The sequence below is a fragment of the Anaerobium acetethylicum genome (genome assembly GCF_900096945.1).
GTDB lineage: Bacteria > Bacillota > Clostridia > Lachnospirales > Lachnospiraceae > Anaerobium > Anaerobium acetethylicum.
Genome location: NZ_FMKA01000005.1, coordinates 1 through 15,110, shown reverse-complemented (window position 1 = coordinate 15,110; position 15,110 = coordinate 1). Strand labels below are relative to the sequence as shown.

Genomic DNA, 15,110 nt, shown 5'->3' with positions numbered 1-15,110 from the left:
TAATCTGTAAACGATGCACAAATGCGTTTTCATTTTTCTGATTCATGGAATTATAAAGAATGCACGGCCTTTTCCTTGTAAGGAAGCTCCACCGTCATACTTGTTCCCACACCAACCTTGCTTCTGACAGCGATAGTTCCATGATAGTTCTCTACGATATGTTTGACAATTGAAAGCCCTAGTCCGGTTCCGCCCTGCTTCCTGGACCTCCCCTTATCCACTCTGTAGAAGCGTTCGAAGATCCGTTCAAGATATTCTTCCTCCATACCAATGCCTGTATCAGTCACGTCAATGATCAGCTTATCATCTTTTTCCTTACAGGTTATTGTAACAGAGCCTTTTTCCGTATAATTGATGGCATTGTCCACCAGATTGATCATGAGTTCCTTGATCCTGTTGTGATTGCAGTAGAAAGGCCTCAGAGGCGTTTCCTCCCTGTAGATCAGTTTGGTCTCATCTCCCGCTTTTGATGCCAGGAGTTCCACCACTTCATTCATGATTGGAGTGATATCACACAGTTCCCTGTTGTTGTCTTTTTTTGACTCGATTTCTGACAGAAGCAGAATATCCTGTATGAGGCTGTATAGCCTTTCCGCCTCAATATCAATGATGTTCAGGAATTTCATCGCTACTTTTTCATCATGGATGGCTCCGGTTTTGAGGGTGTCTACGAATCCCCTGATTGAAGTGAGGGGTGTCTTAAGCTCATGGGTCACATTCGAAACAAAATCGCTTCTCATATTTTCCAGCTTCTTCATTTCCGTTATGTCCTCAATTACAACCAGGACGCCGAGCATCCTGCCTTCATTTTCAAACAGCGGGGTTCCGGTTACACGGACAGCCTTTTCCTTCCTGATATCCAGCCTGCCCTCTCTTACGATCGTGTCTCTGGTTTCCCTGACATCGTCGATCACATCGAAGATCAGGGCACTTCTCATGAAGCTGTACAACGAAGATTTGATGATATCTTTATTTCCAAGATCAACCATTTTTGAAAAGGTTTCATTATGGAAAAGGACTGCATTAGAATCATTTACCGCTACAACACCGCTTGCCATGCTTCTGAGTATTGCCTCAAGCTCCGCATTCTTACCGGTAAGGCTCTGCATGTTTTCTTTCAATGTTCCAGTCATGTGGTTAAACGATTCAGCAAGCTTGCCAATCTGATCATGCTGCCTCGTGTATATTTTCATATCATAATTTCCATCTGTTATCTTTTCAGCGACCTGGGTGATTTCGTCAATTGGCTTCGTCAGATATCTGCTGAAATAAATTGCCATAACGATTGCAACACCTGAAGCTATCAGCAGTGAAAAAAGGATTGTTTTGAACAGATTGCTGTCCAGTGTCTGCAGCTGATCCAGCGGCACAGACACTCTCAATACGCCTTCAAATTCATCATCCGTAACAGGCACCGCCGAATAGCTGTAATCCATCTTCAGCGTGCTTGAATAGCGCTGTACGCTCATGGCTTCCCCCGCTATCGCTGCCTTCACTTCCTCCCTGCTGGCATGATTCGCCATGGTAGCCGGATCGGACTGCGAGTCAGCTACTACTGTGCCGTCCATGGATATTAAGGTTATACGTATGCTGTAGTCATCTCCATAGTTTCTTGCAAAAGTCTCGTATGTTTCTTTTTCATCAAATTCCGTATTCTCAAACACATCCACAAGCATTTCTGCCTGGGTAAGATAAAGATCCTGTCCCATGTCTTCGACAAAACTATGTTCATTATTCCAGAATGCGGTTCCGGATATGAATAATGTTACTAAAATAATTATAAAATAGGTACTAAACAGTTTCTTCTTCATAGGCCCTCCTGTTATGCAAACTTATACCCGACTCCCCTTACAGTCTTTATATAAACTGGGTTTGTGTCATCCTCTTCAATCTTTTTCCTCAGATTTCTGATATGCACATCGACAGTCCTTGTCTCCCCCGAATAATCATATCCCCATATTTTCTCCAGAAGCATATCCCTTGAAAATACCACTCCTCTGTTTTTTGCCAGAAGATAGAGCAGATCAAATTCCTTCATGGACAGTTCCACATTATTTCCGCCAACCGTGACGACTCTGGTGGTCCTGTTGATCATGATTCTGTCAATCGTTATCTTTTCTTCATTTCCAGCCTCCGGAATATCCTCAGTCCCTTCGGTCCTTCGGAGTACCGCCTTGATCCTCGCAACCAGTTCGTGAACACCGAACGGTTTAGTGAGATAATCATCGGCTCCTAGTTCCAGGCCTATCACCTTGCTGAATTCATCGCTTTTTGCGGTCAGCATAATGACCGGAAGCTTTTTATATTTGCTGTCCGTGCGGATTGCTTTGAGAACTTCTATCCCGTCTATCCCGGGAAGCATATAATCAAGAAGCACCATGTCTGGCCGCTCTGCTTTTATTATCTCAAGAGCGTCTTCGCCTGTTTCAGCCTTCAGCACATCATAACCGCCTGCCAGAAGGTTATACTCTATCAGGTCAAGAATATGCTCCTCATCATCTACTGCCAGAATTTTTTTCCTGCTCATCTGTTGACCCCGTCATTCCTTTTTCGTATTCAATAAAATCCAGGACTTCCAATCCCCTGTTGATCATTACCCTACTCTTATACCTATTCAAAAAGCGGATCAGAACAATCCGCTTTCAAAATGTCAGTTCATATCCTACTGTTTTCCGATCTCGAGCTCACCGGTAATAATAAATTCAATCCATTCTGCGATGTTCGTCGCGTGGTCTGCCATTCTTTCCAGATATTTAACGATCATAAGATACTCTGAATACTGGCGTATCTTATCCGGATTATGCTTCATCGCAATGCACAGTTCATCCATAATCTTTTCAAAATAATCATCTACAATATCATCTGCGGCAATAACCCGCTCTGCCTGGTCATGGTCTTCATTTACAAAGCTTTCGATGGTATCGACTACCATCTGCTTCATCGCATACACCATTTCAATGACATATTTCGGCATTACTATCTCTTCCTCATTGGAAAGTTTGATAATATATTCCGATATATCGGCGCAATGGTCAGCAATCCTTTCAACATCAGCGATAATCCTCATGATTGAAGTCACCCTTCTCAAATCCGAGGCAACGGGCTGCTGCTTTGCAATCAGAGCAATGCAGGCTTTTTCAATTTTTCTTTCGTAATCGTCGATTTTGTCGTCGGAAGCTATAATATCCTCAGCCAGCTTCCCATCGACCTTTTTAAGGGCTGTAACCACGTTGTTGATTGATTCTTCAAGCACGCTTCCCATCTTTATAACATCATTTTTCAGTTTTTCCAATTCATCAAGATATCCTTGTCTTGCTGGCATAATCATCTCTCCTTAATCATATGAATTTGTGGCTGTTCTTTTCATCCCGCATGATTGCTTTGACAGCCGTTATCAACCGAAACGTCCTGTAATATAATTTTCAGTTTTCTTATCCCTCGGATTACTGAATATCTGGCCTGTTTCTCCAAATTCAATCACTTCTCCCGAAAGGAAAAAGGCAGTCTTATCGGAAATACGGCTTGCCTGCTGCATGTTGTGGGTTACCATAATAATAGTGTAATCCTTTTTCAGTTCTACCGCAAGGTCTTCTATCTTCTGTGTGGAAATCGGGTCAAGGGCAGAGGTTGGTTCATCCATCAGGATTACCTCCGGCTGCACTGCAAGCGCTCTCGCTATACAGATTCTCTGCTGCTGTCCGCCTGAAACGCCGATTGCATTCCTTTTGAGACGGTCCTTGACTTCATCCCAGATTGCAGCCTGCCTCAGACTTTTTTCAACGATTTCGTCAAGTACGCTTTTCTTCTTGATTCCATGAATTCTTGGACCATATGCAACATTGTCATATATGCTCATGGGAAATGGATTCGGCTGCTGGAATACCATCCCGACCCTCTGGCGCAGCTTGATCACATCAATGTCGCTGTAGATATCGAGACCATCAAGCTTTATCGATCCGTCAATTCTCACGCCTGGAACAAGATCATTCATTCTGTTGATCGTCTTTAAGAACGTCGATTTCCCGCAGCCTGAAGGACCGATAAAGGCCGTTATTTCATTGCTTGAAATATTCATGTTGATATTTTTCAGAGCCTGGAAATCGCCGTAAAAAAGATTCAGATTGTTCACTTCAAATTTTGGTTTCTTATTCACTTCCATATATTATCTCCTTATATTCCTTTCTTTTTCAGGAATTTATTGGTAATCAGTTTAGATGCAACATTTATCGCTATGATAATGACAAGAAGCACGATACCGATTGCACAGGCAGAGGTCAGATCGTTCTCTTCCTTCATCAACGTATAAGCCTTGATCGTAAGCGTTGCACCGCTGGCAGAATTTCCGAACAGTGCGTGCGGTATCTGGGCAACCGTACCTGCCGTCAGAAGAAGCGCTGCCGACTCGCCAACGATACGTCCTATGCTAAGAAGGACTGCTACCAGTATGCCTGGAAGCGCATTCGGAAGAATTACCCTGCTTATGGTCTGGAGCTTTGTCGCTCCCAGCCCAAGAGAGGATTCCCGGTACGTTTTTGGGATGGATTTAAGCGTTTCCTCAGTTGTTGCAATGATTGTCGGCAGAAGTATAATACTGATCGTCAGAGCGCCTGCAAGCAGTGAATACTGCATCTTCAGTATCTGAACGAAAAACAGTGATCCGAAGAGCCCGTAGATGATCGATGGTATGCCTGCCAGGTTCTTGATTGCAAAATGTATGGTCGTCATTATTTTCCCCGGTCTTGCATACTCGTTCAAATATACAGCTGACAGGATTCCGACAGGACCCGCTATCATAAGAGACAGGATAATCATATAAATGGTTGTTACAGCCATCGGTACGATCCCTCCGCCAATTCTGACAACTCTCAGTCTGACTGAATCTTCTTTTACGGCATCGATCTCGTCAATGGCCTTCTGTACAAATTCGGCAGCTGCCTTCTCATCCTTGCTGTCAAGCTCCTTGAATTCCCTGTCAATTCTGAGATCGCCGATCCTTGTCAGAATATCGCCCTTTTTTACAGTGTATTTTTCATCATTACCGTCAAGTGCATTCCTTACCGGAGAATCTTTATCGATTTCTGCTATGACCAGGCCGTTTTCTTCATCGAAATCAAGTGTGATCCCGAGCCTTTCCGAATATCCTTCAGTGCTGTTTCCTTCCTGCGTTTCCAGAAGTTCCGAATATACATAGGTGGTATTGTCTTCGTAGTCTCTGGTCAGAAAATCGATACTGAGTCCCGGGAGACCTTTGATGATTATAAAGCCCAGGATTACTGCCAGTATTCCGACCGTAGAGGCGGCCGAAAAATAAATAAGTCCTTTTACGATCGTATCTTTTGCTTGTCTGGATAACATTATTTTTCACCTGCCTTGCTTGTCAATTTGATTAAGGTTATATTTACCAGCATAATAAAAATAAAGAGCACAACTCCTGTTGCGAAGAGCATTTCAGACTGTCTTCCTGACGCATAGCTCATTTCCATCGCGATATTAGTCGTAAGCGGCCTGACCATGGACCAGATGCTTTCCGGCATGCCCGCCGTCGGATTTCCTGCAATCATCATTACTGCCATTGTCTCTCCGATTGCCCTGCCGATTCCAAGTACTGTTGCAGACAGGATTCCCGATTTTGCAGCAGGCAGAACCACCTGGAAAATCGTCTGTATCTTTGATGCTCCGAGCCCTAATGAAGCTTCTCTGTATTTCTTAGGGACTGCACGGATTGAAGATTCGGACAGGGAGACGATTGTAGGCAGTATCATGATCGAGAGCACTATGATAACAGCCAGAAGAGACTGGCCCTGAACCTCAGGGGTTATTTTCATGATTAAAGGAACAACAACGCCAAGACCGAAGGCTCCATAGAGTACTGACGGAATTCCTGCCAGTATTTCAATTGCAGGTTTCACGATTTTCACAAGCCCCTCGGGTGCAATTTCTGAAATGAACACCGCTGTCAGAACTCCGATCGGAACACCCACGAGTATCGCACCTGCTGTCGACAGGACAGAAGCTGTAATCATATAGAATATGCCGTATATGTTTTCGCTCGGCGCCCATTTCGTTCCTGTCAGGAAATCCTTGATGCTGTAAGCATCTTCACCAGTAAACGGACGTATTCCCTTATAAAATACGAAAAAAATGATTGCTGTTACCGACAGCACTCCCACCAGCGCGCAAAGCAGAAAAATTGTTTCCACTATTTTTTCAGTGATATCCCTTTTGACATTTCTCTTCATGTACTGGATCGAGATATCGGTTTCATTTACAGAATCCGGCTTCACTTCATTATGACCCATGTTATTATCCATAATTATCTTCTCCTCGTTAATAGTACTTGTATTCATAATTAGTCCACTGTGATCCCGTGGTTATCTTCAACACAATACTGGCCATCTTCTGAAACTGCAAATTCCAGAAATGCAAGACCGGCCTCCGTAGCCTTATCTTCATAATAGACAAACACGAATGGTCTTGACAGTTTGTATTCTCCTGTCTTTGATGCCTCCGGTGTCGGTTCCGCTCCGTCAAGCTTCAAAGCCTTTACGCTTTCATCAATATACGCAAAGGACACATATCCGATGGCATTCTTATTGCCCGCAACTGATGCCTGGACAGGCCCGTTACCTTCTGCCACGGCGGCTTTGCTTGTAAGACCTCCTGCATCCGGTAGTCCTGTAAGTTCCTCAAATGCACTTCTCGTTCCTGAACTCTCTTCTCTGGACACCACGAATATAGTCTCATCCTTTCCGCCTATTTCACTCCAGTTTGTGATTTTTCCGGAATAGATATCGGCCAGCTGCTGAAGCGTGATGTCCTGTATTTCATTTGCCGGATTCACGATTGCCGCTATGCCGTCATAGGCAAATACTTCCTCCTTCAGCTTCTCATCCTTTTCTTCTTCCTTGATTTCCCTGGAGGACGCTCCGATGTTATTGACCCCGGCTTTCGTGTCCTTTATGCCTGCCGATGAACCGCTTCCGGTGTATTCGATGGAAACCGATGGATAAAGCGCCTCGAACTCGTCCATCATGTCTGTCAGTATATCCTCAACTGAAGTCGATCCGGTTATTACAATTGTCCCTTTCAGACGATCATCATCCTCTGCAGAGTTTTCATTTCCACAGCCTGAAATTCCCATTGCTAATACACAGGCTACAGCTGCTGCTATTATACTCTTTACTTTCATACCTGTATTCCTCCCGAAATTTATATGTTATTTTTTTGTTAAAAACAGTTTTATATTTTATTGACGGGTTCTGGATGTTTAGTCAGGCTCCTGCTTCAACCATTCCTCAGCCGTCTGATTTGCATTACTTTACATGTATAATCTATCACTATGCTGTTAAGACTGTATTGCACTTATGTTAAGTTTATGTAAAGTGTTTAACAGAATATTCTTCTTATTAAATAAAAATACTCCTGAGACATTTCTGTCCCAGGAGCACTTTTTATTTTTTATGATCCGCAGCCGTTGATCCAGCTAAGGCCGCGAGATTTTCTTATGTACTATTCTTCTACGCTGTAATTTGGAGCTTCTTTTGTTATATGGATATCATGAGGATGGCTTTCTTTTAAGGAAGCCGCCGAAATCTTAATAAATCTGCCGTTTTCCTTCAGCAGTTCAATGGTTGCTGTACCGCAGTAGCCCATTCCTGACCTTAAACCGCCGAGAAGCTGGAATACCGTATCTTCAACAGTTCCTTTGTAAGCAACCCTTCCTTCAACACCTTCAGGAACCAGTTTCTTGGCATCTGACTGGAAGTAACGGTCCTTGCTGCCGTTTTCCATTGCAGCAATCGATCCCATTCCGCGGTATACCTTATATTTTCTTCCCTGGAATAATTCAAATGTTCCCGGGCTTTCGTCACAGCCTGCAAAAATGCTTCCGAGCATACATACATTTGCACCTGCAGCAATGGCTTTTGTGATATCGCCTGAGTATTTGATACCGCCGTCAGCGATGATCGGGATATTATATTCTTTGGCTACAGCATAGGAATCCATTACCGCTGTCACCTGAGGTACGCCTATTCCGGCTACAACCCTTGTCGTACAGATAGATCCTGGGCCGATACCGACTTTAACCGCATCTACGCCTGCTTCTATCAGAGCTCTTGTAGCATCTCCCGTAGCAACATTTCCTGCAATAACCTGTAAGTCCGGATATTTTTCCTTGATCTTCTTTACTGCGTTGATGATATTTGAAGAATGTCCGTGAGCTGAATCGATAACGATAACATCGACTTTCGCTTCTACAAGAGCATCAACCCTTTCAAGAACATTTGCTGTAATTCCTACAGCCGCTCCACAGCGAAGTCTTCCCTGTGAATCTTTCGCCGATAACGGATATTTAATCTGTTTTTCGATATCTTTGATTGTGATAAGACCTTTTAAATTGAAGTCCTTGTCAACAATCGGCAATTTTTCTTTTCTTGCTTTTCCAAGGATCTGTTTTGCTTCATCCAGGGTAATGCCTTCCTGTGCAGTGATCAGTCCTTCAGAAGTCATTGATTCCTTGATCTTCTTAGTGAAATCGGTTTCGAATTTGAGATCACGATTCGTGATGATTCCGACTAACTTTCTTCCTTCCGTAATAGGAACACCTGAAATTCTGAATTTCGACATCAGGTTGTCTGCATCTTGTAATGTATGTTCTGGTGATAAATAAAAGGGATCGGTGATAACACCATTTTCAGAACGTTTTACCTTATCTACCTCTTCAGCCTGTGCCACAATCGACATGTTTTTGTGGATGATACCAATTCCACCCTGTCTTGCCATGGCAATCGCCATCCTATGTTCTGTTACCGTGTCCATGCCAGCGCTCATCATCGGAATATTCAACTTGATCTTGTTAGTCAAATAAGTCGATAAATCAACCTGACTAGGAATCACTTCTGAATATGCCGGTACTAAAAGCACGTCATCAAATGTAATTCCTTCACCAATAATCTTACCCATCCCATTGTCCTCACTTTCATAATCCTATTTCTCTACAAAGAAGGGGAGCCTCTTTGCAGTCAGTTTTTTGTTATAGTTTCTCAAGTTTATCAAAAATCATAGTGTATGTCAATTCATAGATTTTAATATAATAAATTAGCGCCGCTTATAAGCGGCGCTAATTTATTAACTTTTACTTATAACTATGCAAATTGCCAGACAGATATGTACATCTCTGCCAAAAAACATCTTTTCCAAATCAACGATAAATTTCTGACGGCTGACTTTCCGGAAGTTTTTACGAGCCAGCTGCTCTAAATCGTCACCTTGCTCGGTGCTGCATATTTCATTCCCTTCAGAATCTGTTCGTTAGGTTCGAACATTACCTTGATTCGTTCTTTATCACCGTTTACTACCATGACATAAACCCTGCGGCCCGGTTCAAGAGAAGTGAAATCCATCTGCCTGTACTGGCCTGACTTATAATTATCCAGCTGGTAGGAATCCGCAGGCGCAAGAATTTCCATTTTCTGGAGATCAAAAGCCGCTACCCTCTTACGTTTTGACCTGCCCATGATCTTATCGATCTGAAGTTCCCTGTCATAATAGATATACTCGTATTCAAGTTCTCCATTTCTGAAAAGAAAAACATCCAGAACAATAAGTGCAAGTCCTCCATATATGACAAGCGGAATAAACACCCCTGCAACAATTACAATCACTGTGAGCGACACCATCATCGCCATCAGCATTTTGTGTTTTGAAGGTGTTTTCCTTTTCACAAGACATTCTGCATATAAATCGTTCATTCTTATACCTCCTCAATTTCTAGTGCTATGATGTAGTGGCAAAATGTATTTTGCCATTGATACCTGCGGATTGTTCCGCACTTTGTGCTCCCACAATCCTAAAAACATTCGAAATCCGCCCTGTTCGGGCTGCTTTCTCATGTTTTGCGGGTCCCAAAGTCATGTTTTTTCATGCAAGCATGAAACACATGACCTTTTGACCCTGGTATCATGTTATTATTATACCTAAATATACGCCCTTTTAAAAGGTTTTTCCAGTTCTGAACAGCTGTAAATTTATTAAAATTCTCTTAAGTGCCATTTTCTGCTGAAATTTCATGTGCATTTATGTTACAATTATTATTAAAATATGACTTTAATCAAGGAGAACAAAATGTCAGCACAGAATTTTCTAAAAGAAGAAAAACATAAACTGAAAGGGATGCCATTTAAAAAGAAGGTTGAATACATCTGGGAATACTACAAGCTCTGGATTATCGGAACCATCTGCCTGGTCGCGGCCATTACCAGCTTTGTCACGACCCTTGTCAATAACCCGGACCATATAGTCCTGAATGCGGTATTTATAAATGCCTCCATCCTCGATCCCGACGAAACTACCATCGCATCCGGTTTTCTGAAGGATTCCGGAATTGAAGCTGAAGAGAACCAGGTTTTCCTGGACACTTCCATGCAGATCAACCGTGAAGCAGAAGATTACATGAGTTCTACCTTCAACCAGAAGCTTATGGCTTATATCGCAGCTGAAACCATAGATGCAATATTAGAAGATGAACTCAACTTCCAGTATTACGCCAAAAACGGGATGTTCACTGATCTGAAAGAGCTGCTTCCTGAATCATTGTTCCTTTCATTGGAAGAAAGCGGCCGTCTCTGTTACGCATCCACCGAAGACGATCAAGAACCCAAAGCCTACGGAATCAGGATAAATGACAGTACCGTCCTTGAAGAAAACAACGCATTTACGGAAGCTCCTGTATTCTCAGTTCCTGCAAATGCTCCGGAACCGGAAAATGCCGTGAAGTTTCTGGAGTACCTTCTTAAATAACAAACCTGTATCAGGATCATGACAAAAACGAACCGGCACTGTAAAACAGCCTCCGGCCCCAATCAAAATCCCCCGCTTTCCAAAAGATGAAGCGGGGGATTTTCTATTTGATTATACTGATTACATCATTCCCATTCCAGGGCCGCCTGCTGGCATAGCCGGTGCTGCCTCTTTGATGTTTGCAACAACTGATTCTGTAGTGAGAAGTGTTGAAGCAACACTTGTTGCGTTCTGAAGAGCGCTTCTTGTTACTTTGGCTGGATCAAGAATGCCTGCCTCTACCATGTTCACATATTCTTCACGGAGTGCATCAAATCCCATTCCTGGTTCCTGTTCTTTTACTTTGCTGATGATTACAGCGCCTTCTAATCCGGCATTTGCTGCGATATGGAACAGCGGAGCTTCGAGAGCTTTCAGGATGATGTTCGCTCCTGTCTTCTGATCTCCTTCAAGGGTTTCTGCAAACTTCGCTACTTTCTTCGAAGCATGGATGTATGCTGAACCGCCGCCTGCGATAATTCCTTCTTCAACTGCTGCTCTTGTAGCTGCAAGTGCATCTTCCATACGGAGTTTGTTTTCTTTCATTTCAGTTTCCGTTGCCGCACCAACACGGATTACAGCTACACCGCCTGCTAATTTAGCAAGTCTTTCCTGCAATTTTTCTCTGTCAAAGTCTGATGTAGTTTCTTCAATCTGGGCTCTGATCTGGTTAATTCTTCCAGTAATCAATTCTTTATTTCCTTCACCATCTACGATGATTGTGGTTTCTTTCTGGATCTTAACTGATTTTGCACGTCCTAACTGGTCGATCGTTGTTTCTTTCAGGTCTAAGCCTAATTCTTCTGAGATGACCTGTCCGCCTGTCAGTATTGCAATATCTTCTAACATCGCTTTTCTTCTGTCGCCGTATCCCGGAGCTTTTACACCTACTACAGTGAATGTTCCCCTTAATTTGTTGACGATCAATGTTGTAAGAGCTTCCCCTTCGATGTCTTCTGCTACAATGAGAAGTCTTGCGCCAGACTGTACAATCTGTTCAAGGATTGGAAGGATTTCCTGGATGTTACTGATTTTCTTGTCTGTAATCAGGATGTATGGATTGTCAAGCACTGCTTCCATCTTATCCATGTCTGTTGCCATGTAAGCTGAGATGTATCCTCTGTCAAACTGCATACCTTCAACTAAATCAAGTTCCGTTTTCATTGTTTTTGATTCTTCGATGGTAATAACGCCGTCGTTTGAAACTTTTTCCATAGCGTCAGCAACTAAATTTCCAACTTCTTCATCTCCGGCTGAGATTGCTGCTACCTTAGCGATCTGGTTCTTTCCTGTAAGCGTGCTGCTCATTTCAGCAATCGCTTCTACTGCAACATCTGTGGCTTTCTTCATGCCTTTTCTTAAGATGATCGGGTTAGCGCCTGCTGCAAGGTTTTTGATTCCTTCATTAATCATCGCCTGTGCGAGTACAGTTGCTGTTGTAGTTCCGTCACCGGCAACGTCGTTTGTCTTTGTAGCAACTTCTTTTACTAACTGTGCGCCCATGTTTTCAAAAGCGTCTTCCAGTTCGATTTCCTTCGCGATAGTCACACCATCATTTGTAATTAAAGGAGCTCCATAGGATTTATCGAGTACTACATTTCTTCCTTTCGGTCCTAAAGTTACCCTTACTGTATCTGCTAATTTGTTGACACCCATTTCGAGGGCTGTTCTTGCTTCTGCGCCATATTTAATCTCTTTTGCCATTATTATTACCTCCTGTTATTGTCGACTCTGTTAGTAGCTGTTCAGCCTTGCAGGCTGCCATAATCTGTATTATTCGATTACTGCTAAAATATCGCTCTGTTTAACAATGATGAATTCTTCCTCTTCTATTTTAACTTCTGTTCCGGCATATTTGGAGTAAATAACTTTATCTCCTGCCTTAACCTGCATTGTGATTTCTTTTCCATCAACAACTCCACCTGGTCCTACAGCAACTACTTCCGCCTGCTGTGGTTTTTCTTTGGTCTGTCCTGGTAAAACGATTCCTGATTTTGTTGTTTCTTCAGCAATTAACTGCTTGATTACGACTCTGTCTCCTAATGGTACTAATTTCATCTGTGAAATCCTCCTTTTTCATTCTGCATATTTTCAATTGCATTTTCCTGCTGTTTTTGTTATTAGCACTCTCATTTGATGAGTGCTAAACGATAGTCATATATTAGTTAATTTAAACGGATTATGCAAGTTTCTTCACTGCTGCCATTTAGGTACATTCCTGCATTTTACTCGTTTTATCTTGTTTTTTCTCGCTTTTTCTTATTTTTTCGTTTGTATACCTATACATCCGGCTGATTTCCCGAGCTTCTGCTCCCTTCCATAATAGAAAAGATACTGCTGCGCATAACCTCCATATTCTCCATAAAGCTCTTTTGCAAGTGACATGATTTCCACATTGGAAGCCTCGTGATCGAAATACAGCTCGTTCATGATCCTTTTGATCCATACATCCACAGGAAAGGCGGAACGTTTTTCAAGCCCGAAGAGGAGGACGCAGTCAGCAATCTTTTCCCCTACTCCTTTTATGGTCAAGAGCTCCCTTTTTGCCTCGGCAGGATCTGCGGCCCTGAGCCTTTCCTCAGAGATTAAGCCTGACGCCACTTTTCTGCTTGCATCAAGGATGTAGGGGGCACGGAATCCCACCCTGCATGCGCGCATCTCCTCATCAGTGACCGCTGCAAGGGTCTCTGCATCAGGAAAGCTGTAATAGTCATTCCCATTCACTTCACCCAGATAGGTACCGTAGCGCTTTGACAGGGCTGCGACGATCTGCTTGATGTGGGGAATCTGCTTGTTCTGGGATATGATGAATGAAATCAGAGTTTCAAAAAAATCCTGATTCAGGATGCGTACCCCGCCCTTCTCTTCCACTGCCTTCCTGAGTTCCGATTCCCGGTGCCCATGCAGATCCAGGTAGTTCTTTTCGTTTTCCACGATTGTTTTGATTATGCCGCCATAATCCATGTCCATGTCGAAATAATCACGCCAGATCTCCCGATATGTCTCTTCGTCCGTGTTGTAAAAAGTCACGCTCGCACCTTCCTGTTTTATATGAAGCAGGCGGCTTTTCGCAGCTATGGCATATTCGTTATCACATATTTTTTCAAAATGGAAACACTGGCCGCATTCAAGAATCTGTTCGATGTTAAAATTCCGTGTTTCTTCTATTATAATACAATTATTTTCACTCCTGATGCGTTCCAGATGCATGTTCATCTTTTCTTCCTTTTCTATTCCTTATTCATTAAAAACATCATACAGGCTAAATAAGTCCGAAATGCTTAAGTCCGTTCATGATTCCATGGTCCCTGATATCATCGGTAATATAGTCTGCCGCCTTAAGGATGGCATCGGTACTATTTCCCATGGCAATTCCATACTGCACGTATTTTATCATTTCCATGTCGTTGTTGCTGTCGCCAAAGGCATATGTATTTTCCCTGCTGATTCCAAGCTTCTCCGTGATGATCTCTATTCCCCTGGCTTTTGAAAAGCTTTTAGGAACAAATTCGATCGAATGGGAATCATGGAAAATTGGTTCAAAATCTGATGCCAGCTCCCTGCATGCCTCTTCAATTGCGGAATCCGGTCTTCTCTTGACCGTAAACTTATTGATCTTCACTGAATCTTCATTGCCCTTAATAGGCTTTCTCCTGTCCCCAATAGAAGCTTCCATTGCTCCTGCAAACGGATCTATTTCTTCCGTATATTCTTCCTTATCAAAATAAATATATTCGGCGCCTTCCAGAACCGGAATAAGCTTGTGTTTTCGAAGAATTTCAACAGAATCCCGAACAAGCTTCGGATCAAGTTCTCTATTGTAAACATTCGTTCCTTCATAGTCTATATATGTCCCACAGGCTGCGACAATCCCGTTGAATCCAATCGGAAGGAAATCCTCTTCCGGCACCAGGGCTTTGCTTCTTCCCGTGCATACGAAAGCCAGATGGCCATTCTCAACCAGCTGCCTGATCGCCTTCCTGGTGCTGTCGATAATCCCAAGCTTATCGTCATATAAAGTTCCGTCAATATCAAAAAAAACTGCTTTCCTACTCATATTCTTACTCCTTTAGAACTGTAACTCTACGGCCTTCACTACTTTTTATATCATGAATTTCCCATTATGTCCATATGACAACAAAGAGTTTCGCTTGCGAAACTCTTTGGATTTTCTCTAATAGAGTAGAGAAATAATAGCTAGTATTATTTCCCTCTCATTGAACCGTACGTACGGGTCTCGTATACGGCTCTACAATTTATATTCCAACGCT

The 15,110-nt window shown here is 42.8% G+C and carries 14 protein-coding genes; 1 reads left to right on the top strand and 13 read right to left on the bottom strand.

The features are described from left to right. Window positions 1-50: 50 nt before the first annotated feature. The 9 genes from pnpS to BJR36_RS06350 form a co-directional block, all read right to left on the bottom strand. Window positions 51-1,811 carry a two-component system histidine kinase PnpS gene (gene pnpS / locus BJR36_RS06390; RefSeq protein WP_091231754.1) on the bottom strand — a complete coding sequence of 587 codons (1,761 nt, stop codon included), beginning with the start codon at window positions 1,809-1,811 and terminating at the stop codon, window positions 51-53. An 11-nt stretch (window positions 1,812-1,822) separates the two neighbouring features. After that, window positions 1,823-2,527 carry a response regulator transcription factor gene (locus BJR36_RS06385; RefSeq protein WP_091231751.1) on the bottom strand — a complete coding sequence of 235 codons (705 nt, stop codon included), beginning with the start codon at window positions 2,525-2,527 and terminating at the stop codon, window positions 1,823-1,825. Between the two features lie 135 nt (window positions 2,528-2,662). Then, window positions 2,663-3,322, bottom strand: a complete 660-nt coding sequence (gene phoU / locus BJR36_RS06380; protein ID WP_169823607.1) for a phosphate signaling complex protein PhoU — start codon at window positions 3,320-3,322, stop codon at window positions 2,663-2,665. 72 nt (window positions 3,323-3,394) lie between these two features. Then, window positions 3,395-4,159, bottom strand: coding sequence for a phosphate ABC transporter ATP-binding protein PstB (pstB, locus tag BJR36_RS06375; RefSeq protein WP_091231748.1), 765 nt, complete (start codon window positions 4,157-4,159; stop codon window positions 3,395-3,397). Between the two features lie 11 nt (window positions 4,160-4,170). Then, window positions 4,171-5,355, bottom strand: a complete 1,185-nt coding sequence (gene pstA / locus BJR36_RS06370; RefSeq protein WP_091231745.1) for a phosphate ABC transporter permease PstA — start codon at window positions 5,353-5,355, stop codon at window positions 4,171-4,173. Next, a complete protein-coding gene (gene pstC, locus BJR36_RS06365) occupies window positions 5,355-6,311 on the bottom strand; it encodes a phosphate ABC transporter permease subunit PstC (RefSeq protein WP_330387835.1) in 957 nt (318 codons plus the stop codon). Before pstC ends, pstA begins: the two co-directional genes overlap by 1 nt. 38 nt (window positions 6,312-6,349) lie before the next feature. Next, a complete protein-coding gene (locus BJR36_RS06360; RefSeq protein ID WP_091231743.1) occupies window positions 6,350-7,189 on the bottom strand; it encodes a phosphate ABC transporter substrate-binding protein in 840 nt (279 codons plus the stop codon). 320 nt (window positions 7,190-7,509) lie between these two features. Next, on the bottom strand, window positions 7,510-8,964 hold the full coding sequence (guaB, locus tag BJR36_RS06355) for an IMP dehydrogenase (protein ID WP_091231741.1): 1,455 nt from the start codon (window positions 8,962-8,964) through the stop codon (window positions 7,510-7,512). A 293-nt stretch (window positions 8,965-9,257) separates the two neighbouring features. Next, complete coding sequence (locus BJR36_RS06350; protein ID WP_091231738.1) at window positions 9,258-9,752, bottom strand: DUF6106 family protein; 495 nt, start codon at window positions 9,750-9,752, stop codon at window positions 9,258-9,260. Between the two features lie 373 nt (window positions 9,753-10,125). On the opposite strand from BJR36_RS06350, the gene BJR36_RS06345 reads away from it, so the two are divergent. Continuing rightward, a complete protein-coding gene (locus BJR36_RS06345) occupies window positions 10,126-10,800 on the top strand; it encodes a hypothetical protein (RefSeq protein WP_091231735.1) in 675 nt (224 codons plus the stop codon). Between the two features lie 120 nt (window positions 10,801-10,920). Here the strand turns inward: BJR36_RS06345 and groL are convergent, their stop codons facing one another. The 4 genes from groL to BJR36_RS06325 all read right to left on the bottom strand — a co-directional run bounded on the left by groL (window position 10,921) and on the right by BJR36_RS06325 (window position 14,896). Beyond that, window positions 10,921-12,543, bottom strand: a complete 1,623-nt coding sequence (groL, locus tag BJR36_RS06340) for a chaperonin GroEL (protein ID WP_091231732.1) — start codon at window positions 12,541-12,543, stop codon at window positions 10,921-10,923. Window positions 12,544-12,612: 69 nt separating this feature from the next. Further along, the gene (locus tag BJR36_RS06335) at window positions 12,613-12,897 is read right to left on the bottom strand and encodes a co-chaperone GroES (protein ID WP_091231730.1); all 285 of its coding nucleotides are present in this window, start codon (window positions 12,895-12,897) and stop codon (window positions 12,613-12,615) included. A 201-nt stretch (window positions 12,898-13,098) separates the two neighbouring features. Further along, window positions 13,099-14,055 carry a DNA-3-methyladenine glycosylase family protein gene (locus tag BJR36_RS06330; RefSeq protein ID WP_242875481.1) on the bottom strand — a complete coding sequence of 319 codons (957 nt, stop codon included), beginning with the start codon at window positions 14,053-14,055 and terminating at the stop codon, window positions 13,099-13,101. A gap of 46 nt (window positions 14,056-14,101) precedes the next feature. Beyond that, window positions 14,102-14,896: a Cof-type HAD-IIB family hydrolase gene (locus tag BJR36_RS06325; protein ID WP_091231728.1), complete on the bottom strand. Its 795-nt coding sequence runs from the start codon at window positions 14,894-14,896 to the stop codon at window positions 14,102-14,104. Window positions 14,897-15,110: the final 214 nt, after the last annotated feature.

Bases quoted from the DNA above. Each gene is read 5' to 3' on its own strand.
- BJR36_RS06335 (WP_091231730.1), bottom strand. From the start codon at position 12,897: ATGAAATTAGTACCATTAGGAGACAGAGTCGTAATCAAGCAGTTAATT.
- pstA (WP_091231745.1), bottom strand. From the start codon at position 5,355: ATGTTATCCAGACAAGCAAAAGATACGATCGTAAAAGGACTTATTTAT.
- pstC (WP_330387835.1), bottom strand. From the start codon at position 6,311: ATGGATAATAACATGGGTCATAATGAAGTGAAGCCGGATTCTGTAAAT.
- phoU (WP_169823607.1), bottom strand. From the start codon at position 3,322: ATGCCAGCAAGACAAGGATATCTTGATGAATTGGAAAAACTGAAAAAT.
- BJR36_RS06360 (WP_091231743.1), bottom strand. From the start codon at position 7,189: ATGAAAGTAAAGAGTATAATAGCAGCAGCTGTAGCCTGTGTATTAGCA.
- BJR36_RS06345 (WP_091231735.1), top strand. From the start codon at position 10,126: ATGTCAGCACAGAATTTTCTAAAAGAAGAAAAACATAAACTGAAAGGG.
- BJR36_RS06325 (WP_091231728.1), bottom strand. From the start codon at position 14,896: ATGAGTAGGAAAGCAGTTTTTTTTGATATTGACGGAACTTTATATGAC.
- pstB (WP_091231748.1), bottom strand. From the start codon at position 4,159: ATGGAAGTGAATAAGAAACCAAAATTTGAAGTGAACAATCTGAATCTT.
- BJR36_RS06350 (WP_091231738.1), bottom strand. From the start codon at position 9,752: ATGAACGATTTATATGCAGAATGTCTTGTGAAAAGGAAAACACCTTCA.
- BJR36_RS06330 (WP_242875481.1), bottom strand. From the start codon at position 14,055: ATGAACATGCATCTGGAACGCATCAGGAGTGAAAATAATTGTATTATA.
- guaB (WP_091231741.1), bottom strand. From the start codon at position 8,964: ATGGGTAAGATTATTGGTGAAGGAATTACATTTGATGACGTGCTTTTA.
- BJR36_RS06385 (WP_091231751.1), bottom strand. From the start codon at position 2,527: ATGAGCAGGAAAAAAATTCTGGCAGTAGATGATGAGGAGCATATTCTT.
- groL (WP_091231732.1), bottom strand. From the start codon at position 12,543: ATGGCAAAAGAGATTAAATATGGCGCAGAAGCAAGAACAGCCCTCGAA.
- pnpS (WP_091231754.1), bottom strand. From the start codon at position 1,811: ATGAAGAAGAAACTGTTTAGTACCTATTTTATAATTATTTTAGTAACA.